General features: G+C 72.4%; 15 protein-coding genes. 8 read left to right on the forward strand and 7 right to left on the reverse strand.

The features are described from left to right. The first annotated feature begins 178 nt into the window (after positions 1-178). From ABZW11_RS03750 to gdhA, 5 genes are all read left to right on the forward strand, one after another. Positions 179-1,231: an iron-siderophore ABC transporter substrate-binding protein gene (locus ABZW11_RS03750; protein WP_355412285.1), complete on the forward strand. Its 1,053-nt coding sequence runs from the start codon at positions 179-181 to the stop codon at positions 1,229-1,231. Next, positions 1,228-2,283, forward strand: a complete 1,056-nt coding sequence (locus ABZW11_RS03755) for an iron ABC transporter permease (protein WP_355412287.1) — start codon at positions 1,228-1,230, stop codon at positions 2,281-2,283. Before ABZW11_RS03750 ends, ABZW11_RS03755 begins: the two co-directional genes overlap by 4 nt. After that, positions 2,280-3,338: an iron ABC transporter permease gene (locus ABZW11_RS03760; protein WP_355412289.1), complete on the forward strand. Its 1,059-nt coding sequence runs from the start codon at positions 2,280-2,282 to the stop codon at positions 3,336-3,338. Before ABZW11_RS03755 ends, ABZW11_RS03760 begins: the two co-directional genes overlap by 4 nt. Positions 3,339-3,416: 78 nt before the next feature. Then, positions 3,417-5,852, forward strand: a complete 2,436-nt coding sequence (locus tag ABZW11_RS03765) for a PEP/pyruvate-binding domain-containing protein (protein WP_355412291.1) — start codon at positions 3,417-3,419, stop codon at positions 5,850-5,852. Positions 5,853-5,925: 73 nt separating this feature from the next. Continuing rightward, positions 5,926-7,266, forward strand: a complete 1,341-nt coding sequence (gene gdhA / locus ABZW11_RS03770) for an NADP-specific glutamate dehydrogenase (RefSeq protein ID WP_355412293.1) — start codon at positions 5,926-5,928, stop codon at positions 7,264-7,266. 106 nt (positions 7,267-7,372) lie between these two features. On the opposite strand, the gene ABZW11_RS03775 is transcribed toward gdhA, so the two are convergent. After that, complete coding sequence (locus ABZW11_RS03775) at positions 7,373-8,191, reverse strand: NAD(P)H-binding protein (protein ID WP_355412295.1); 819 nt, start codon at positions 8,189-8,191, stop codon at positions 7,373-7,375. An 85-nt stretch (positions 8,192-8,276) separates the two neighbouring features. Here ABZW11_RS03775 and ABZW11_RS03780 point away from each other — a divergent pair, with 85 nt between their 5' ends. From ABZW11_RS03780 to ABZW11_RS03790, 3 genes are all read left to right on the forward strand, one after another. Then, entirely contained in the window at positions 8,277-9,059 is a 783-nt protein-coding gene (locus ABZW11_RS03780) for an AraC family transcriptional regulator (RefSeq protein ID WP_355412297.1), read from the forward strand. Between the two features lie 38 nt (positions 9,060-9,097). Next, entirely contained in the window at positions 9,098-9,823 is a 726-nt protein-coding gene (locus ABZW11_RS03785; RefSeq protein WP_355412299.1) for a LuxR C-terminal-related transcriptional regulator, read from the forward strand. An 84-nt stretch (positions 9,824-9,907) separates the two neighbouring features. After that, on the forward strand, positions 9,908-10,447 hold the full coding sequence (locus ABZW11_RS03790; protein WP_355412301.1) for a hypothetical protein: 540 nt from the start codon (positions 9,908-9,910) through the stop codon (positions 10,445-10,447). On the opposite strand, the gene ABZW11_RS03795 is transcribed toward ABZW11_RS03790, so the two are convergent. The 6 genes from ABZW11_RS03795 to ABZW11_RS03820 all read right to left on the reverse strand — a co-directional run bounded on the left by ABZW11_RS03795 (position 10,428) and on the right by ABZW11_RS03820 (position 17,878). Then, positions 10,428-11,258 carry a glycerophosphodiester phosphodiesterase family protein gene (locus ABZW11_RS03795; protein ID WP_355412303.1) on the reverse strand — a complete coding sequence of 277 codons (831 nt, stop codon included), beginning with the start codon at positions 11,256-11,258 and terminating at the stop codon, positions 10,428-10,430. The genes ABZW11_RS03790 and ABZW11_RS03795 overlap by 20 nt on opposite strands. A 176-nt stretch (positions 11,259-11,434) precedes the next feature. Then, on the reverse strand, positions 11,435-12,343 hold the full coding sequence (locus ABZW11_RS03800) for a sugar phosphate isomerase/epimerase (protein WP_355412305.1): 909 nt from the start codon (positions 12,341-12,343) through the stop codon (positions 11,435-11,437). Positions 12,344-12,353: 10 nt separating this feature from the next. Continuing rightward, the gene (locus ABZW11_RS03805; RefSeq protein WP_355412307.1) at positions 12,354-14,468 is read right to left on the reverse strand and encodes a PQQ-dependent sugar dehydrogenase; all 2,115 of its coding nucleotides are present in this window, start codon (positions 14,466-14,468) and stop codon (positions 12,354-12,356) included. Positions 14,469-14,665: 197 nt separating this feature from the next. Then, positions 14,666-15,889 (reverse strand): trypsin-like peptidase domain-containing protein, encoded by a 1,224-nt coding sequence (locus tag ABZW11_RS03810; protein ID WP_355412309.1) that lies wholly within the window; start codon positions 15,887-15,889, stop codon positions 14,666-14,668. A 136-nt stretch (positions 15,890-16,025) separates the two neighbouring features. Continuing rightward, complete coding sequence (locus ABZW11_RS03815) at positions 16,026-16,685, reverse strand: response regulator transcription factor (RefSeq protein ID WP_355412311.1); 660 nt, start codon at positions 16,683-16,685, stop codon at positions 16,026-16,028. After that, positions 16,682-17,878: a histidine kinase gene (locus ABZW11_RS03820; RefSeq protein WP_355412313.1), complete on the reverse strand. Its 1,197-nt coding sequence runs from the start codon at positions 17,876-17,878 to the stop codon at positions 16,682-16,684. The genes ABZW11_RS03815 and ABZW11_RS03820 overlap by 4 nt, the downstream gene beginning before the upstream one ends. Positions 17,879-17,882 lie beyond the last annotated feature (4 nt).

Genomic DNA, 17,882 nt, shown 5'->3' on the forward strand with positions numbered 1-17,882 from the left:
CGTGGCGCCCTGGGCGCCGCAGAGGTGCGGGACAGGCCGGTTCTGGCCGTTCGGGTGTGTCCCGATCGCGATATCCGGTGTCCTGAACGCTTGATTGCGACAAGTCGCCCATTTCTCCTATCGTGCAGGTCATAGGTAAGCCTTACCTAAGTAGTGGGTCACCACCAGTGGAGTACGAGTGAAGCGTCCACCCAGCCTGCGCCTCATCACCGTGGCGATCGCCCTGCTCATGGGCATCGTCGCCTGCGGCAGCAGCCAGCCGGAACAGGCGCGGGACAGCGCCGCGGCGCCGACCGCGAGCGGCGACGCCGCCTTCCCCATGACGATCAAGCACGCGCTCGGCACCACCACCATCCCGGCCAAGCCGACCCGCGTCGCCACCGTCAACTGGGCCAACCACGAGGTGCCGCTGGCCCTAGGCGTCGTCCCCGTCGGCATGGCCAAGGCGAACTTCGGCGACGACGACACCGACGGCCTGCTCCCCTGGGTGGCAGAACGGCTCAAGGAGCTGAACGCCCCGGCTCCCGTGCTGTTCGACGAGACCGACGGCATCGACTTCGAGGCCGTGGCCGACACGCGCCCGGACGTCATCCTGGCCGCGTACTCGGGCCTGACCCAGCAGGACTACGACACGCTCAGCGAGATCGCCCCCACGATCGCCTACCCTGACGCCGCCTGGGCCACCCCGTGGCGCGAGATCGTCAGGCTGAACAGCAAGGCCATCGGCCTGGCCGCGGAGGGCGAGCGGCTGATCGGCGACATCGAGACCGACATCAAGGCGGCCGTCGCCGAACACCCCCAGCTCAAAGGCAAGTCGATCATGTTCATGACGCACGTGGACCCCAACGACGTCAGCGAGATCGGCTTCTACACCACGCACGACACCCGCACGCTGTTCTTCGAGGACCTCGGGCTGACGATCCCGGGCAGCGTCGCCGAGGCGTCGAAGGGCACCGACAAGTTCGCCCTGACCAGGAGCGCCGAGCAGATCGACGTGTTCGACGACGTGGACATCATCACCGGCTACGGCGACGAGAAGGGCGAGCTGCTCGGCAAGATCCGCAAGGACCCGCTGCTGTCGAAGATCCCCGCCGTCGAGCGCGGCTCGATCTACCTGCTGCCCGACAGCAAGCCGCTCGGCACCGCCGCCAACCCGACGCCGCTGTCGATCAGGTACGTGCTCAAGGACTACGTCAAGGCGCTGGCCGAGGCCGCGGACAAGGTCAAGTGACCCTGTCGCGACCCGAGGCCGCCGCCGGCCGGAACCAGGACGCCGCCGCCGCGCGGCGTCCTGCGCGTGTCCGGGTCCTGTGGCTGCTGGCCGTCGTGGTGGTGCTGGCCGCGCTCATGGTCGCCTCGGTCGCCCTGGGCTCGCGGGACGTCTCCTGGGCCGACGTCTGGGCCGCGCTCGGCGGGGCCGACGGCTCGCTCGAACAGGCCGCGGTCGCCAAGCGCGTCCCGCGTACGCTGCTCGCCGCGCTCATCGGCGGCGCGCTCGGCCTGGCCGGGGGCGTGATGCAGGGCGTGACCCGCAACCCGCTGGCCGATCCGGGCATCCTGGGCGTCAATATGGGCGCCTCGCTGGCCGTCGTCACCGCCGTCGCGTTCTTCGGGCTCACCTCGCCCACCGGATACGTCTGGGTCGCGATGGCGGGGGCCGCCGCCGCCGCGCTGTTCGTCTACACCGTCGGCTCACTCGGGCGCGGCGGTGCCACGCCGCTCAAGCTCGCGCTCTCCGGGGCCGCCACGTCGGCCGCGTTCGCGTCCCTGGTCAGCGCCGTCATCCTGCCGCGCAACGACATCGCGGGCAGCTTCCGGCTGTGGCAGATCGGCGGGGTCGGCGGGGCGTCGTACGAGCGGATCGGGCACATCCTGCCGTTCGCCGCCGCCGGCTTCGTGCTGTGCCTGCTGTGCGCGCGGGGGCTGAACTCGCTCGCCCTGGGCGACGACATCGCGGCCGGGCTGGGCGAGCGGGTCGCCCTCATCAGGGCCACCGCCGCGCTCGGCGCCGTCGTCCTGTGCGGCACCGCGACCGCCGCGGCCGGGCCGATCGCGTTCGTCGGGCTGGTCGTGCCGCACGCCGTCCGCCTGCTCGCCGGCGTGGACCACCGCTGGTCGCTGCCGTTCTCGGCACTGGGCGGCGCGGCCCTGCTGACGGCCGCCGACGTCGTCGGACGCATGGTGGCGCGCCCCGAGGACGTCGAGGTCGGCATCGTGACCGCCCTGATCGGCGCACCGTTCTTCATCTTCATCGTCCGCCGCCAGAAGGTACGTGAACTGTGACCGCCTTTCTGACCAGACCGCCGTCGGCCGAGGTCGTGCGGGCGGTGGCGCGCGGAAGGCGGCGGCGGGTGTCACGGCGGCGGGTCGTCGTGGTGACGCTGGCCGTGCTCGTCGTCGCCGCGTTCGCGGTGACCCTGATGGCCGGGCAGACGTTCTACCCGCCGGGCGACGTCATCCAGGTCATCCTGGGCGAGCGGGTGCCGGGCGCGTCGTTCACCGTCGGCCGGCTGCGCCTGCCGCGCGCCGTGCTCGCGGTCGTCGCGGGCTTCAGCTTCGGGCTGGCGGGCGTGACGTTCCAGACGATGCTTCGCAACCCGCTGGCCAGCCCCGACATCATCGGCATCAGCGCGGGCGCGAGCACGGCGGCGGCCATCGCGATCGTGTCGTTCTCGCTGGGCGGCCCGCAGGTGTCGGCCATCGCGATCGTCGCCGCCCTGGCCGTCGCGCTGCTGGTCTACACGCTGGCCTTCCGCGACGGGGTGGCGGGCACCCGGCTCATCCTGATCGGCATCGGCGTCGCGGCCATCCTCGACAGCGTCACCTCCTACGTCCTGTCGCGGGCCGCGGAATGGGACCTCCAGGAGGCCATGCGCTGGCTCACCGGCAGCCTCAACGGCGCGGGATGGGAGCAGGTCCGACCGGCCCTGGCCGCGCTGGTCGTCCTGACGCCCGTGCTGCTGTGGCAGGCCCGCGACCTGTCCACGCTGCAGCTCGGCGACGACACGGCCGCCGCGCTCGGCGTCCACGTCGAGCGCACCAGGATCACGGTGATCGTCGCCGCGGTCTGCCTGATCGCGTTCGCCACCGCGGCGGCCGGGCCGATCGCGTTCGTGGCGTTCCTGTCGGGGCCGATCGCGGCGCGGCTGATCGGCCCAGGCGGCTCGCTGCTGGTGCCGGCCGGTCTGGTCGGCGCGCTGATGGTGCTCGCCGCCGACTTCGCGGGGCAGTTCGCATTCGACACGCGCTTCCCGGTGGGCGTGGTCACGGGGGTGCTGGGGGCGCCGTACCTCGTCTATCTGATCGTCCGTGCGCACCGCGCCGGCGGCTCGCTCTGACGTGCGAGGATGGACGGGGCCGGGAGGCGAGGCGTAGGTTGATGGATCATCTACCGGCTGACCAGGTCGGGGGGCGCAATGACCATCATCGATGTGGCCGCGGCCAACTCATCCATGGTCGAGACCGTGGGCGGCAAGGCCGCCGGTCTCGGCGAGATGATCAGGGCGGGTGAGCGGGTTCCCGACGGCTTCTGCCTGACCGTGGCGGCGTACCGGAGCGGGGAGCTGCCCGAGCAGGAGCTGATCGACGCCTACGAGCGGCTCGGCGGCGGGCGGGTGGCGGTGCGCTCCAGCGCCACCGCCGAGGACCTGCCCGATGCCGGCTTCGCCGGTCAGCACGACACCTGTCTGAACGTGGAGGGCCACGCCGCGCTGCTCGACGCCGTACGCCGCTGCTGGGACTCCCTGCACAACGAGCGGGCGACGGCCTACAGGAAGGCCGTGGGCGTCGACGAGGCCGCCATGGGCGTGGTCGTGCAGCGCATGGTGGACGCCGAGGTCGCCGGCGTGCTGTTCACCGCGAACCCGGTGACCGGCTGCCGTACGGAGATGGTGGTGGACGCCGCCCCCGGCCTCGGCACGTCGGTCGTGGACGGCACGGTCGTCCCCGACCACTACGTCTTCGGCCACCACGCGGCGCCCGACGGCGGCGGCTGCCTCGACCGGCGACGGCTGGTGGCGCTGCGCGAGGCGGGGCGGCGGCTGCAGGCGCACTTCGGCACGCCGCAGGACGTCGAGTGGGCCTTCGACGCCGCCGGCACGCTGTGGCTGCTGCAGTCGCGGCCGATCACCACGCTGTTCCCCGCGCCGCCCGCCACCCGCGACACCCGCCTCTATCTTGAGGTCGGCCACATGCAGGGCATGCTCAGGCCGGTGACGCCGATGGGCATGTCGCTGCTCAAGGCAGCGATGGGCGTGTGGCTGGAGTCCACGGGCGGCAGGTTCGACCGGCGCGACCCGCTGCCGCGCGTGGTGCCGATCGGCGGGCGGCTCTACTTCGACCTGACCGACTTCCTGCGCAACACCTCGTTGCGCGGGCAGCTGGGCGCGTCGCTGGAGGTCTACGGGCCGCGGGTGCGCGAGGCGGTCGACCGGGTGCTGGACGATCCGCGGTTCGCCCCGCGTCCCGGGCTGCCGTTCCGGCTGGGCAGCGCCGTACGGATGACGCTGCGGCTCGCCCCCGGCCTCGTCGCGGGCGTCGTGCGCAGCCTGGCCGCGCCCGACGCGGGACGGGCCAGGGCCTACCGCGCCGTGCACCGGATGCGGCGCGACGTCGTCCCGCCCGCCGAGCCCGCCACGGCGGCCGAGCGGTTGCGCTGGGTGATCGAGGACGCCCATCGCCCGCTGCGGACGCCCGGCCTGTACGGGCTGATGGGACCGCTGGTCGCGGGCATGCTGGCCGGCACGTCGCCGGCGGGGCTGCTGGCGGGCGTCGCCTCCGCCGAGGAGCTGGACGTGGTGCTCGGCGGCATGCCCTACAACGTGACCACGGACATGGACCTCGCGCTGTGGCGGGTCGCGGTCAACGCGCGCGAGCACCGCGAGCTGTTCCTCGGCACCGACCCCGCCGAGCTGGCGGCGCGCCACCGCGCGGGCGAGCTGCCGGACATCGGCCTGGACGGCTTCCTGGGCCGCTACGGCATGCGGGCGGCGGCGGAGATCGACGTCGGCATGCCGCGCTGGGCGGAGGACCCGGCGCCGCTGTTCGGCACCATCGCCAACTACCTGCGGGTCGAGGACCCCGAGCAGGCGCCCGACCGGCGCTTCGAGCTGGCCGCGGCGCGGGCCGAGCGGATGATCCGCACGCTGGCGCCGCGCGCCCGCCTCGCCCGTCCGGTGCGCGGCAGACTCGCGGTGTTCCTCATGCGCCGCTCGCGCAAGCTGACCGGGCTGCGGGAGATCGGCAAGTTCGCCTGGCTGCCGATGATCCAGGAGTCGCGCCGCCAGCTCCTGCTCATCGGCGCGGACCTGGCCGGGCGGGGCCTGCTTGAGGAGGCCGGTGACGTCATGTTCCTCGACCTCGCCGAGCTGGCCCAGGCCGTGCGCCACGGCGAGGACCACCGGCCGCTGATCGCCCGCCGCCGCGCCGAGTACGCGCGGGAGCTGCGCCGCCCCACCGTGCCCGGCGCGCTGCTGTCAAACGGCACCGACCTGGAGGCGCTGGCCCCGCCGAGCATCCCCGCCGAGGACGGCGTGCTGGTCGGCATGGCGGGCGCGGCTGGACGGGCGACGGGCCGGGCCAGGGTGATCCGCGACCCGGCGGGCGCGCGCATCGAGCCGGGCGAGATCCTCGTCGCGCCCACCACCGACCCAGGCTGGACGCCGCTGTTCCTCACCACGGCGGGCCTGGTGACCGAGACCGGCTCCGCCATCGCCCACGGCCCCACCGTGGCCAGGGAATACGGCATCCCGGCCGTCATCTGCGTCCGCGACGCCACCCGCGCGATCAGGACCGGCGACCTGATCACCATCGACGGGGCCGCCGGCACGGTCAAGGTGGAGCGAGACGGCTGAACCTGCGTGCGGCTCACAACTCGCCTCCCCGTACAGTGAGGTGTCCGCCACAACCCCTGTGAGCTTGGAGTACGTGTTGCACGAGAAGTTGTCGTCCATCTATGACAACGTCCTGCGCCGCAATCCCGGTGAGATCGAGTTCCACCAGGCGGTCCGCGAAGTCCTCGACAGCATCGGCCCCGTGCTCGGGAAGCACCCCGAGTACGCCGAATCGAAGATCATCGAACGCATCTGCGAGCCCGAGCGGCAGATCATCTTCCGTGTGCCGTGGATGGACGACCAGGGCCAGGTGCAGATCAACCGGGGCTTCCGCGTGGAGTTCAACAGCGCGCTCGGCCCCTACAAGGGCGGCCTGCGCTTCCACCCCTCCGTCTATCTGGGGATCGTCAAGTTCCTCGGCTTCGAGCAGATCTTCAAGAACAGCCTGACCGGCCTGCCCATCGGGGGCGGCAAGGGCGGCTCCGACTTCGACCCCAAGGGCCGCTCCGACCGCGAGGTGATGCGGTTCTGCCAGAGCTTCATGACGGAGCTCTACCGGCACATCGGCGAGTACACCGACGTGCCCGCCGGTGACACGGGCGTCGGCGGCCGGGAGATCGGCTACCTGTTCGGCCAGTACAAGCGCATCACCAACCGCTACGAGTCCGGCGTCATCACCGGCAAGGGCCTCGTCTACGGCGGCGCCCAGGTCCGCACCGAGGCCACCGGCTACGGCTGCGTCTTCTTCGTCGACGAGATGCTGAAGGCGCGCGGCACGTCGTTCGACGGCAAGCGGGTCGTGGTGTCCGGCTCGGGCAACGTCGCCGTCTACGCCATCGAGAAGGTCGAGCAGCTCGGCGGCCTCGTCGTCGCCTGCTCCGACTCCTCCGGCTACGTGCTGGACGAGAAGGGCATCGACCTGGAGCTGCTCAAGCAGATCAAGCAGGCGGAGCGGGGCAGGCTCGACGCGTACGCGCAGCGCCGCGACCACGCCACCTTCGTGTCCGGCCGCAGCGTCTGGGAGGTGCCAGGCGAGGTCGCGCTGCCGTCGGCCACCCAGAACGAGATCACCGGCGAAGCCGCCGCCGCCATGGTCGCGGGCGGCCTGGTCGCGGTCGGCGAGGGCGCCAACATGCCGACCACGCCCGAGGGCATCAAGGTGTTCCAGGAGGCGGGCATCGCGTACGGGCCCGGCAAGGCCGCCAACGCGGGCGGCGTCGCGACCAGCGCCCTGGAGATGCAGCAGAACGCCAGCCGCGACTCGTGGACGTTCGAGTTCTCCGAGCAGCGGCTGCAGGAGATCATGCATGACATCCACGACCGCTGCCTCAGCACCGCCGACGAGTACGGCATGCCGGGCAACTACGTGGCCGGCGCGAACATCGACGGCTTCCGCCGCGTCGCGGACGCCATGCTGGCCCTCGGCCTGATCTGACGCGGCCTCATCTGACGCGGCTTCATCTGACGCGGCCTCATCTGACGGCCTGACCCGGCCAACGACGTCCGGGTCAACCGGCCTCCTCCGCTGTCCTGAGCATCCCCTACTCAAGCCGCCAGGCGGACGCCGTGCGGGCGACGTAGGCGGCGAAGTCGATCGGGTCGCGGCCGAGCGCCCTCTGGACGCCGTCGCGCGGCTCGGCGTACAGGCCCGCGCGCATGCCGGCGAACAGCGCGTTCAGCTCCGCCGCCGCCTCCTCCGGCGCGCCCTGCGCGAGCAGCTCGTCCCTGTACTGCTCGGGGGTCAGCTCCTCGTACCTGATGGGATGCCCCGCCGCCTCGGCGATGGCGGCCACGGCCGCGCGGAAGGTCAGCGCCCGGGGGCCGGACAGCGTGTAGACCTGCTCGTGGTGGCCCTCCTCGGTGAGCGCCGCCGCGGCGACGTCGGCGATGTCCTGCGCGTCCACGAACGGCTCGGGCACGTCCCCGATCGGCAGGCCCAGCCGTCCTTCGCGCAGCGGGGCCCGCCAGATGTACGGGTCGTCGAAGTTCTGGTTGAAGTTGTTCGGGCGGATGATCGTCCATTCGGCGCCCGACTGGCGTACGGCCTGGTCCAGCGCGGCCATGCCCCTGAAGTAGCCGGGGAACCGCTCGATGTCGCGGCCGGACAGCGCCACGAGCCTGCGTACGCCCGCCTCCGTCGCCTGTTTCACGAACGGCTCGGCGGCCTCAGGCTCCTGGGGCGCGATGAGGTAGAGCGCCGACGCGCCCGCCACCGCGCCCGCCCACGTGCCGGGGTCGGACCAGTCGAACCGCGTCCCGCTCGACCGGGTCGCGACCCGCACGTCCGCACCGCGTCCTCGCAACGTCTTCACCAGGCGGCTGCCGGTCTTGCCCGTGCCGCCCAACACCACGATCGTCATGCCCCTCAGTGAACCGGCCGCGCACGGGGTGCGGCCATGGCTCAGGATCCAGACCGCATGCGCGATCGTCCATAGCATCGGAGGCATGGATCCGTTCGATGATCTGCTGCGCGGTGTCCGGTCCGAGGGCGCCGGGCTCGGCGTCGAGGAGCTGACGCCGGCGCGCCCCCTCACCGGCGGCGCGGCCCTGACCCTGCTGGCGCCCATCGAAGGCGTCACCGAGCTGCCGCACGGCGTCGTGCGGGCCGGCGAGACGGCGGTGGTGCGCGGGCCGTTCACCGCCCGCGCGCCCGGGCGTGCCGTGCTCCTCGTCGGCACGTACGACGTGCGCGGCGCCGTCGGGCACCGGCTCCTCGACGTCCTGCCGCCCCTGCTCGTGCTGCCGGACGGCGACGACTGCGTCGCGACCAGAGACTTCCTGGTGGCGCAGGCCGCCTCGTGCGCGCCCGGCCGGCAGGTCGTGCTGGACCGGCTGCTGGAGTGGCTGCTGGTGTGCACGCTGCGGGCGTGGTTCGACCAGCAGGATGAGGCGCCCGCCGGGTGGCACGACGAGACGCTCGGCCCGGTGCTGCGGGCGATGCACGCGGCGCCCGGCCGGCCGTGGACGCTGGCCGCGCTGGCCGGCGAGGCGGGCGTGTCGCGGGCCACGTTCGCCGAGCGGTTCGTGAGGGTGGTGGGCAAGCCGCCGCTGACGTACCTGAAGGAGTGGCGGATGGCGCTGGCCGCCGACCTGCTGACCGAGCCGGCCTCGACCGTCGGCGCGGTGGCCCGCCGGGTCGGGTACGCCGACGCTTTCGGGTTCAGCACGGCCTTCAAGCGCTTCTACAGTGTCAGCCCGACCGAGTGCCGGGCGGGCTGCCGCACTTGAGCGCGGCAAGCGCCCGCTATAGGGGAGAATCGGCCCTTGTGGAGGAGAACGGGTCGCTGGCGGACCTCGCCCGCCGGCTGGAGGAGGTCGTGGGCGAGCTGCGCGGCATCCCCGTGGACGTCGAGCGGGTGGCCGACAACACGCTCGTCCACCCGCTCATCCTGGAGGCCGCCGGCGCGGCCAAAGAGCTGCGGGCCATGCACCCGCTGGGCTCGACCGACCGGGGCCGCAGGGAGCAGCGCAGCCGGCGCGACGTGCTCGACGCGCTGCGCGGCGGCCTGAGCATGCGCACGATCGTGGGCTCCGCCGTGCTGGACGACCCGGTCAAGGCGGCCCGCATCAGGGAGCTGCACGCGGCGGGCGACCTGCACCGGATCATCGACGAGCCGATCCAGCAGCTGCTGGTCTTCGACCGGACGGTGGCGTTCCTGCGCACCACGCCCGTCGCGCACGCGCCCGGCGCCCTGGTGATCAGGCAGCAGAGCGTGATCGCGGCGCTGATCGACCTGTTCGAGCTGACGTGGGAGCGGGCCAGGGAGGTGACGGCGCCGGCGTACCGGCTGTCGCCGCGCGAGCGCGAGGTGCTTGCGCTGATCGCCGAGGGCCGCTCCAACCGGGCCGTCGCCGACGCGCTGTCGATCACCGAGGCGGCCGTGGGCAAGCACGTGACGAGCCTGTTCGCCAAGCTGGAGCTGCCCGCCACCGACGACGTCAACCGGCGGGTGCTGGCGGTGCTGGCCTATCTGCGCGGCACGGCCCGCTGACGGTAGGGACAGAGCTACCTCGCTCTCGCCGTAACCCCCGCGCGGCGCCGGCGCGGGGTCCGGTTCGATGGTCTCATGCAACGAATGACGGGATTGCTGGTCGGTGCGGTGTTCGGGGCGGTCTTCGTGCTCGTCAACGCGGGCGGCCCGCTGGGCGGCACGGTGGCGGGCGTGCTGCGGGTGGCCGCCTGCCTGGGAGCCGCCGGGGTGGTCGCCATGTGGTTCATGACCGTGCGCGGGGAGCGCCGGTCGGGTCAGCCGCAGGGCCCCGGCATGTACGGGCGGGGTTACCTGCTCATCGTGCTGGCCGAGGTGGTGCTGCTCTTCGGCGGACTGCGGGTGCTGGCCGCGCTCGGCGCCCCCGAGCAGGCCAACGTGGCCTGGGTGGCATTCGTGGTGGGGGTGCACTTCGTCGCGCTCGCGCCGGTGTGGAAGGACTGGACGATCGCCGTGCCGGGCGCGGTGCTGGCCCTGCTCGGCGTGGCCGGGTTCGCGCTGGCCGGCACGTCCGCGCTGGCCTGGGTGCCGATCGTGAGCGGGGTGGCGTCGGGGGTGGTGCTGCTGGCGGCGTCGCTCACGACCGGCTGGCGCACGATGGCGGGGCTCAGCGCAGCCCGCGCTTGACGGCCGTGAGCCGCCGGGGGTGGTCGGTCATGATGCCGTCCACCCCGTACGACACCAGTTTGCGCAGCACGGCCGGCTTGTCGGCGGTCCAGGTGTAGACCCGCATGCCCCGGTCGTGCACCTTCTTGACGTAGCGGGCGGTGAGGCTTTTATGGGCCAGCGTGAGCCCGTCGGCGTAGCGGGACAGCTCGCTCAGCCGGGCCGCGTTCGGCTTGCCGAGCAGCGCGATCGGCAGTCCGGGCACCATGGCGTGCAGGAACCGCATCGACTGCCAGCCGAACGCCTGCACGGTGAGGAACCCGTCGCCCCACAGCTCGCGCGACCCCTGCAGTTCGGCGGCCACCCTGCGGTCGATGTCGGGGCTGTCCGGCGGGTGCTTGATCTCCAGCAGCAGCCGGGCGCCGGTGCCGCGGACCGCGCGCAGGGCCTCGGCGAGGGTGGGCACGCCCTCGCCGCGGTAGCGGGGGGAGAACCAGGAGCCGGCGTCGAGCCGCTGGATCTCGGCGAGCGTGAAGTCCGAGACCCGCCACGGCGCCCGGCGGGGGAAGACCTTCTCGACGTTCGTGGTCCGCTCCAGTGTCTCGTCGTGCATGAGCACGAGCTTGTGGTCCTTGGTCTGCTGGACGTCGAACTCGCACACGTCCGCCCCCTGCGTCCTGGCCCGGGCGCAGGCGGCGATGGTGTTCTCAGGGGCGTGCGCGGAGCCGCCCCGGTGGGCGATGGTGTCCACCTGGGGCGGCGCCGCGTGCGCCGCGGTGCCCGGCACCACGGCCAGGGCCGCGATGGCGAGGACGCCGAGAAAGCGGTACATGGTCCCTCCCCCCGTGTCGCGGCGCTGGCCGGCACACGTGCTGTTGTGCCAGAGAAGTGCCCGCTAATGAGGGGTAATGACCGTTTTCTTCAGGCGTGTCGCGGAGATCCGTACGAACTTTTTGACCTCAGAAGACGCGTCCCGGACCGGCCGCCGCCGGCCCGGGGCCCGTGCGGTCAGTACCGCAGCTTGCGCAGGTAGCGGTAGCCCACCTCCGCGGTCTGCCGCGGCGTCACGTCCGGGGTGTCGTTCTCCACGATGTACTCCTCCACCCGGTGCGCGCGGAACACCCGGCGGAAGTCGATCGTCCCCGTGCCCAGGTCGGCCATGTCGCCGTCGAGGTGCCGGTCCTTGACGTGGTACTGCAGCACGCGCTGCGGCGCCCGGCGGATCACGTCGATCGCGAACTTCACCGGGTCGCTCGCGCCGCGCCCGACGCCGCCGGTGACCGCCCAGTAGATGTCGATCTCCAGGTGCACCAGGCGGGGATCCAGCTCGGAGGTGAGCACGTCCCACGGGGTGACCCCGCCCCCGAGGTCGGTGGTGAACTCGTGGGCGTGGTTGTGGTAGCCGTAGCGCAGGCCGGCCGAGCGGGCCGCGCGCGCCTCGACGTTCATCCGCTCGGCCCAGCCCTTCCACTCGTCCAGGCTGTTCGACGCGAGGTAGGGCACCACCATGTACTTCTGGCCGAGCGCCAGCGCGTTCTCGATCTTCGTGTCGAGCGCGGCGTCGTCGGCGCTGATGCCGTCGTGGCTGGACGTGGCCCGCACGCCCAGCCCGTCGAGGAAGCGCCGCAGCTGCCTGGCGGTGCGGCCGAAGTAGCCGAGCGCCAGCTCCACCTTCGGGTACCCGGCCCGCGCCACGTACCTGAGCGTGGCGTCGTAGTCCTGGGCCAGGTCGTCGCGGAGCGTGTAGAGCTGGATGCTGATCTTGCCGGGCGGCACCTTCTCGCCGCGCGGGTGGTGCTGGTGGTGCGGATTCGTCACCGCCGCGGCGGCGGGCGAGCCGGCGGCGACCGCCGCCGCGCCGAGCCCGAGACCCGCGGCGAGCAGGGAGCGCCTGCTGGGGCCGTAGCCGTAACACATGGTGGTTCTCCTATCGCGTCGGCTGGAGCACGACCTGGGTGCTGCTGGTCAGCGGCGGCAGTCCGCCGGTGCCGGGGTCGGTGTAGGTGGCCACAAAGACGCCGGTGAGGTTGTCCGTCTCCGGGTCGTGCCCGCTCGGCTCGGTGGTCTGGATCGACCCCGTGCAGCCGCGGGCCGTGGTCTGCGGGTGGCCGTGGTCGTCGTGGCCGAGGATGTAGTCCACGGTGACGGCGGCGCAGTCCACCGGCTGGTCGTCGGTGACCCGCACCTCGAACTCGACGACGTCGCCGAAGCTGAACTGATCGCCGTCCGCCGGCCTGACCAGCTCGACGACCGGCGCCGCGTTGCCCACCACGACCCGTACGGACGTCGCGGCCGACCGCCCGCGCGGGTCGGTGACCTTGAGCGTGGCGTTGTAGAGGCCGTTCTGCCGGTAGGTGTAGGACGCCGACGGGCTGCGCGAGTCCACCCGGCCGTCCGCGTCGAAGTCCCAGGCGTAGCTGAGCCGGTCACCGTCGGGGTCGCTGGTGCCCGTGCTGGTGAAGGCGACCGTCAGCGGAGCCAGCCCGCTCGTCACGGACGCCGCGGCGACCGGAATCGGCGAGTGGTTGCCGGTGCGGCCGATGTAGTCGATGCGGGCGAGCTGCGCGTCGGGGTTCTCGCTGAAGTAGCCGTCGCCGTACTCCAGCACGTACAGCGCGCCGTCCGGGCCGAACTCCATGTCCATCGGGTTGTCGAAGACGATCGACGGCAGCACGCTCTCGATGCGGCCGTCCCGGTGCATGGCCTTGACGTAGTCGCGGGTCCACTCGTAGAGCAGCGGCACGCCGTCGTAGTAACGCGGCCAGGCCACCGAGTCGCGGCCGCGGGTGTCGGCCTTGCCGATGTCGTACGCCGGCCCGCCCATCGGCCCGATCCCGCCGGTGCCCAGCTCGGGGAACTCCGCCGAAGGCCCGTACGAGTACCAGACGTCGGGCTGGGTGACCGGCGGCAGCTTGCGCAGCCCGGTGTTGCGCGGCGACTCGTTGACCGGCGCCGCGCAGTCGAACGTCGCCCCCGAGGCGCCGGTGGCGAAGTCGTAGTCCACGTACGGCAGCCGCGCCGTCGCGCAGTACGGCCAGCCGTAGTTGCCCGCCTTGCGGACGACCGTCCACTTGCCGGTGCCGGCCGGGCCCCTGCTCGGGTTGGCCTGCTGCTGGTCGGGCGAGTAGTCGCCGACGTACAGCTCCCCCGTCCTGCGGTTCAGCTCGATCCTGAACGGGTTGCGCAACCCCATGGCGTAGATCTCCGGCCTGGTGCCCTTGGTGCCGGGCCGGAACAGGTTGCCCCGGGGGATGGAGTAGCCGCCGCCGCTGTCGCGCGGTTTGATGCGCAGGATCTTGCCGCGCAGGTCGTTGGTGTTGCCCGAGCTGCGCTGGGCGTCGAACGCGGGGTTGCGGTCCGGCCGCTCGTCGATCGGGGTGAAGCCGTCGGAGGAGAACGGGTTGGTGTCGTCGCCGGTGGACAGGTAGAGGTTGCCCGCGGCGTCGAAGACGATGTCGCCGCCGACGTGGCAGCAGATGCCGCGGTCCACCGGCACGTCCATGATGCGCTGCTCGGTGCGCAGGTCGATGGTGGCGCCGGTGAAGCGGAAGCGCGACAGCCTGATCAGGCCCTCGAACGGGGCGAAGTCGGCGGGGGTGCCGGTGATCGGGGCGTCCCCCTCGTTGACGCCGGGGGTGGCCGGGTCGTCGACGGGGGTGTCGAGCGGGGGCGAGTAGTAGAGGTAGACCCAGTCGTCCTTCTTGGAGCCCTTGCCGAAGCCCGGGCTGAGCGCGATGCTCTGCAGCCCCTCCTCGTCGTGCTGGTAGACGTCGAGCGTGGCGGCGAGCGTGTTCAGCCCGGTCTTCGGGTCGTGTAACCAGACCTCGCCGCGCCTCGTGGTGTGCAGGACCCGGTTGTCCGGTAAGACCGCCAGGTCCATGGGCTCACCCGGGTGGTCGTTGAGCGTCACCTTCTGGAACTGGTCGTCTGGCGGCGCGCTGGTCGTGGGGGCCGCCACGCCGGCGTGTGCGACGGCCTGCACGCAGGCCGGCATGATGATCGCCGCGGCGCTCATGGCCGCGATCATGGTTCTCGCTCTCACGCCTCTCTCCTTCGGTCTACTCGGGTGGATAAGAGAGGGCAAATTAACGTGAATGTAACCCGAGTTACGCCGATCGAGGAGGGCCTAATTCACGCCGGCCCGCGTATCTCCCGCCCCCGATCGCACTAAGTGCGAAAGGCGACAACAAAAAGATCGCCACCTGCCGGGGCAGGAGGCGATCGGGATTTTCTATGACGTCAGTTCTTCTGTTCCTCCATGGTGACGGTCACCGTGGACTCCTCGCCGCCGCGCTGATAGGTGATCGCCACCTGCTGGCCGACCTTGTAGCCGCGAACCTGGCCGACCACCGTGTCACCGCTCGCCACCTGGGTGTTGCCGATCTTGGTGATGAGGTCGCCCTCCTTGAGCCCCGCCTTCTCCGCCGGGCTGCCCTTCGTCACCTGCCGGATGAGCGCGCCCGGCACGTCGCCGGTCGCGTTGGTGACGCTCACGCCCAGGTAGACGTGGGTCACCTTGCCGTCCTTGATGAGCTGCTCCGAGACGTGCTTGGCGGTGTTCACCGGGATCGCGAAGCCGAGGTTGACGCCGTCGGAGGCCACCGCGCTGTTGATGCCGACCAGCTCACCGGCCGCGTTGACCAGCGCGCCGCCGGAGTTGCCGGGGTTGATGGCGGCGTCCGTCTGGATCATGCCGCCGAGCGTGGTGATGTCCTCGGGCTGCGACCGCCCGCCCCAGCCCGGCGGGAGCTGCTGGTCCTGCGGGCCGTTGCCGGCCGTCACCGTACGGTCGAGCGCGCTGACGATGCCGGAGGTCACCGTGCCGTCCAGGCCCAGCGGGCTGCCTATGGCCAGCACGTCGTCGCCCACCTTGAGCTGGTCGCTGTCGCCGAGCGCCACCGCGGCCAGCCCCGACACGTCCTGGGCCCTGATGACGGCGAGATCGGTGGCCGGGTCCGTGCCGACGACGGTGGCCTTGGCCATCTTGCCGTCGTTGAACTTCACGGTCAGCCCGCTGTCCTGCCCCGACACCACGTGGTTGTTGGTGAGGATCAGGCCGTCCGCCGACAGCACCACGCCGGAGCCCTCCGACGTGCTGCCCTGGATCATCACCACCGACGGCTGCACCTTCTCCGCCACCTGCGCCACCGTGTACTGGTCGGCGGCGGTGCGGAAGACGGGGCTCGGCTGGCTCGGGGTGGCGGTCGCCACGGGCGTGCTGCCCCCTGCCAGGTACGCGCCCACGGCCCCGCCGCCCAGCGCGGCAGCTCCGAGCGCCGCGACGGCCGCCAGCGCCAGCCCCGCGATCGCCTTGCGGGTCAGCGTGAACGCCTGCTTCGCGGCGGGCCGCGGGGGCGGCGGCATCGACGGGATCGGCCGGGTGAACCCTCCGGCGGACGGTGGTGTGGCACCGAACTGGCTCCAGCCACCGGTGCGAGGCTCCCTCGGCTCGTTCGCGCTCATGTCATCTCCTAGAGTCCCGATGACACAAGCGTGATCGAAGGCGCGTAAACACCGGCTAAGCGGTACGCCGCCCGCGCCGGAACCCCCTGATGGCCGCCTTATCACCGCTGGCCGCGGCCTCGTCCGCCGCTGGAGATCAGCCGGAAATTCCCGGCGTGACGAGCCCCGTCTCGTAGGCGACGATCACCGCCTGCACCCGGTCGCGCAGCCCCAGCTTGGTCAGCACGTTGCTGACGTGCGTCTTCACCGTGTGCTCGCTGACCACCAGCGCCGCGGCGATCTCCGCGTTGGACAGCCCGCGGGCGATCAGCCGCAGCGTCTCCTGCTCGCGGGCGGTCAGCACCGACAGCCTGTCGGCAGGTGGCCGGGGCGCCGCCCGCGACGTGAACTCGGCGATCAGCTTCGTGGTGATCGAGGGGGCCAGCAGCGACTCGCCGGCCGCGACCACGCGTACGGCGTGCACCAGGTCGTCGCGGCGCACGTCCTTGAGCAGGAAGCCGCTCGCCCCGGCCCGCAGCGCGTCGTAGACGTAGTCGTCGAGGTCGAACGTGGTCAGCATGAGCACCCGGCACGCTCCCTCCGCGCAGACCACGCGGGCCGCCTCGATGCCGTCCATGACGGGCATGCGGATGTCGAGCAGCAGCACGTCGGGGGCGTGCTCACGGACCGCGGCGATCGCCTGCTCGCCGTCGCCCGCCTCGGCCACCACCTCGATGTCCGGCTGGGCGTCGAGGATCATGCCGAACCCGGCGCGTACCAGCTCCTGGTCGTCCGCCACGACGACGCGGACGGTCACGACGCCGCCAGCGGCAGCCGGACCAGCACCTGGAAGCCGGGGCCGTCCTCGCGCGGGCCCGCCACGGCGCTGCCGCCGCACGCGGCGGCGCGCTCGCGGATGCCGATCAGGCCGTTGCCGCCCGAAGGCAGCACGGGCTCCCTGCCGTGCCCGTCGTCGGTGATGTCGATCATGAGTGCGTCTTCCTGCCAGGTCAGCGCGAGGCCGGCGCTGGTGGCGCCGGCGTGCTTGACGATGTTGGTGAGGGCTTCCTGGACGATCCGGTACGCGGCCACCTCCGCGTCCGGCGACAGCGGCCGCGGGTCGCCCGCGTTGGAGCAGTCCACCCGCAGCCCGGCCGCCCTGAGCTGGTCGGCCAGGGCGGGCAGCGCCGCGATCGTGGGCTGGGGGCCGCGCGGGCCCGCCTCCTCCTTCAGCACGTTCAGCAGCCGGCGCAGCTGCTCCATCGCGTCGCGGCCGGCCGCGGCGATCGCGTCGAACGCGGCCACCGCCCTGGCCGGCTGCGTCGCGACCGCCACCGGCCCCGCCTCGGCCTGCACCACCATGACGCTGACCGCGTGGGCGAGGATGTCGTGCATGTCGCGGGCGATCCTGGCCCGTTCCCGTTCGGCGGCCCGCCCGGCCTCGGCCTCCCTTTCCCTGGCCAGCTGGGCGGCGCGCTCCTCCAGGGCGGCGGCGTGCGCGCGGGAGGAGGCGGCGGCCCGGCCGATCGCGTACGCGGCGACGAACTGCACAATGCCCCGCAGCGCCGTCTCCGACGATCCGACGACGAGCAGGCCGCCGCCGAGCGTGACGGCCAGGACCGTCCAGCGGACCCAGCGGGTGCCGGTCAGCGCGACGGTGTAGAGGGCCACCAGGCTGCCGTACCACATGGGCTGGTCGGCGACCTCGTCCGCCAGGTCGTACAGGCCGCTCGGGATGAGCGAGCAGAGCAGGGCGGTCACCGGCGCGCGGCGCCGCCACACCAGCGGCACGGCGGAGGCGATCACGACCGCGTACCCCCACCAGTCCCATGCCCCGCCCGCCGGGTTGTCTCTGGACACCAGCGGCCACAGCTGCAACACCAGCACCAGCGCCGCGAGCCCGCCGTCCACCAGCATCGGCGGCAGCGCCGCCGCGCGGCGGCGCATCTCGGTGAGGTGCGGGAAGTCGGGCCGGAAGTCGGGCCGGTTGTCGGGCCGGTTGTCGGGCATGGCA

The organism is Nonomuraea sp. NPDC004580 (genome assembly GCF_040609855.1).
GTDB lineage: Bacteria > Actinomycetota > Actinomycetes > Streptosporangiales > Streptosporangiaceae > Nonomuraea > Nonomuraea salmonea.

Bases quoted from the DNA above. Each gene is read 5' to 3' on its own strand.
- ABZW11_RS03765 (WP_355412291.1), top strand. From the start codon at position 3,417: ATGACCATCATCGATGTGGCCGCGGCCAACTCATCCATGGTCGAGACC.
- ABZW11_RS03775 (WP_355412295.1), bottom strand. From the start codon at position 8,191: ATGACGATCGTGGTGTTGGGCGGCACGGGCAAGACCGGCAGCCGCCTG.
- ABZW11_RS03780 (WP_355412297.1), top strand. From the start codon at position 8,277: ATGGATCCGTTCGATGATCTGCTGCGCGGTGTCCGGTCCGAGGGCGCC.
- ABZW11_RS03790 (WP_355412301.1), top strand. From the start codon at position 9,908: ATGACGGGATTGCTGGTCGGTGCGGTGTTCGGGGCGGTCTTCGTGCTC.
- ABZW11_RS03795 (WP_355412303.1), bottom strand. From the start codon at position 11,258: ATGTACCGCTTTCTCGGCGTCCTCGCCATCGCGGCCCTGGCCGTGGTG.
- ABZW11_RS03800 (WP_355412305.1), bottom strand. From the start codon at position 12,343: ATGTGTTACGGCTACGGCCCCAGCAGGCGCTCCCTGCTCGCCGCGGGT.
- ABZW11_RS03810 (WP_355412309.1), bottom strand. From the start codon at position 15,889: ATGAGCGCGAACGAGCCGAGGGAGCCTCGCACCGGTGGCTGGAGCCAG.
- ABZW11_RS03820 (WP_355412313.1), bottom strand. From the start codon at position 17,878: ATGCCCGACAACCGGCCCGACAACCGGCCCGACTTCCGGCCCGACTTC.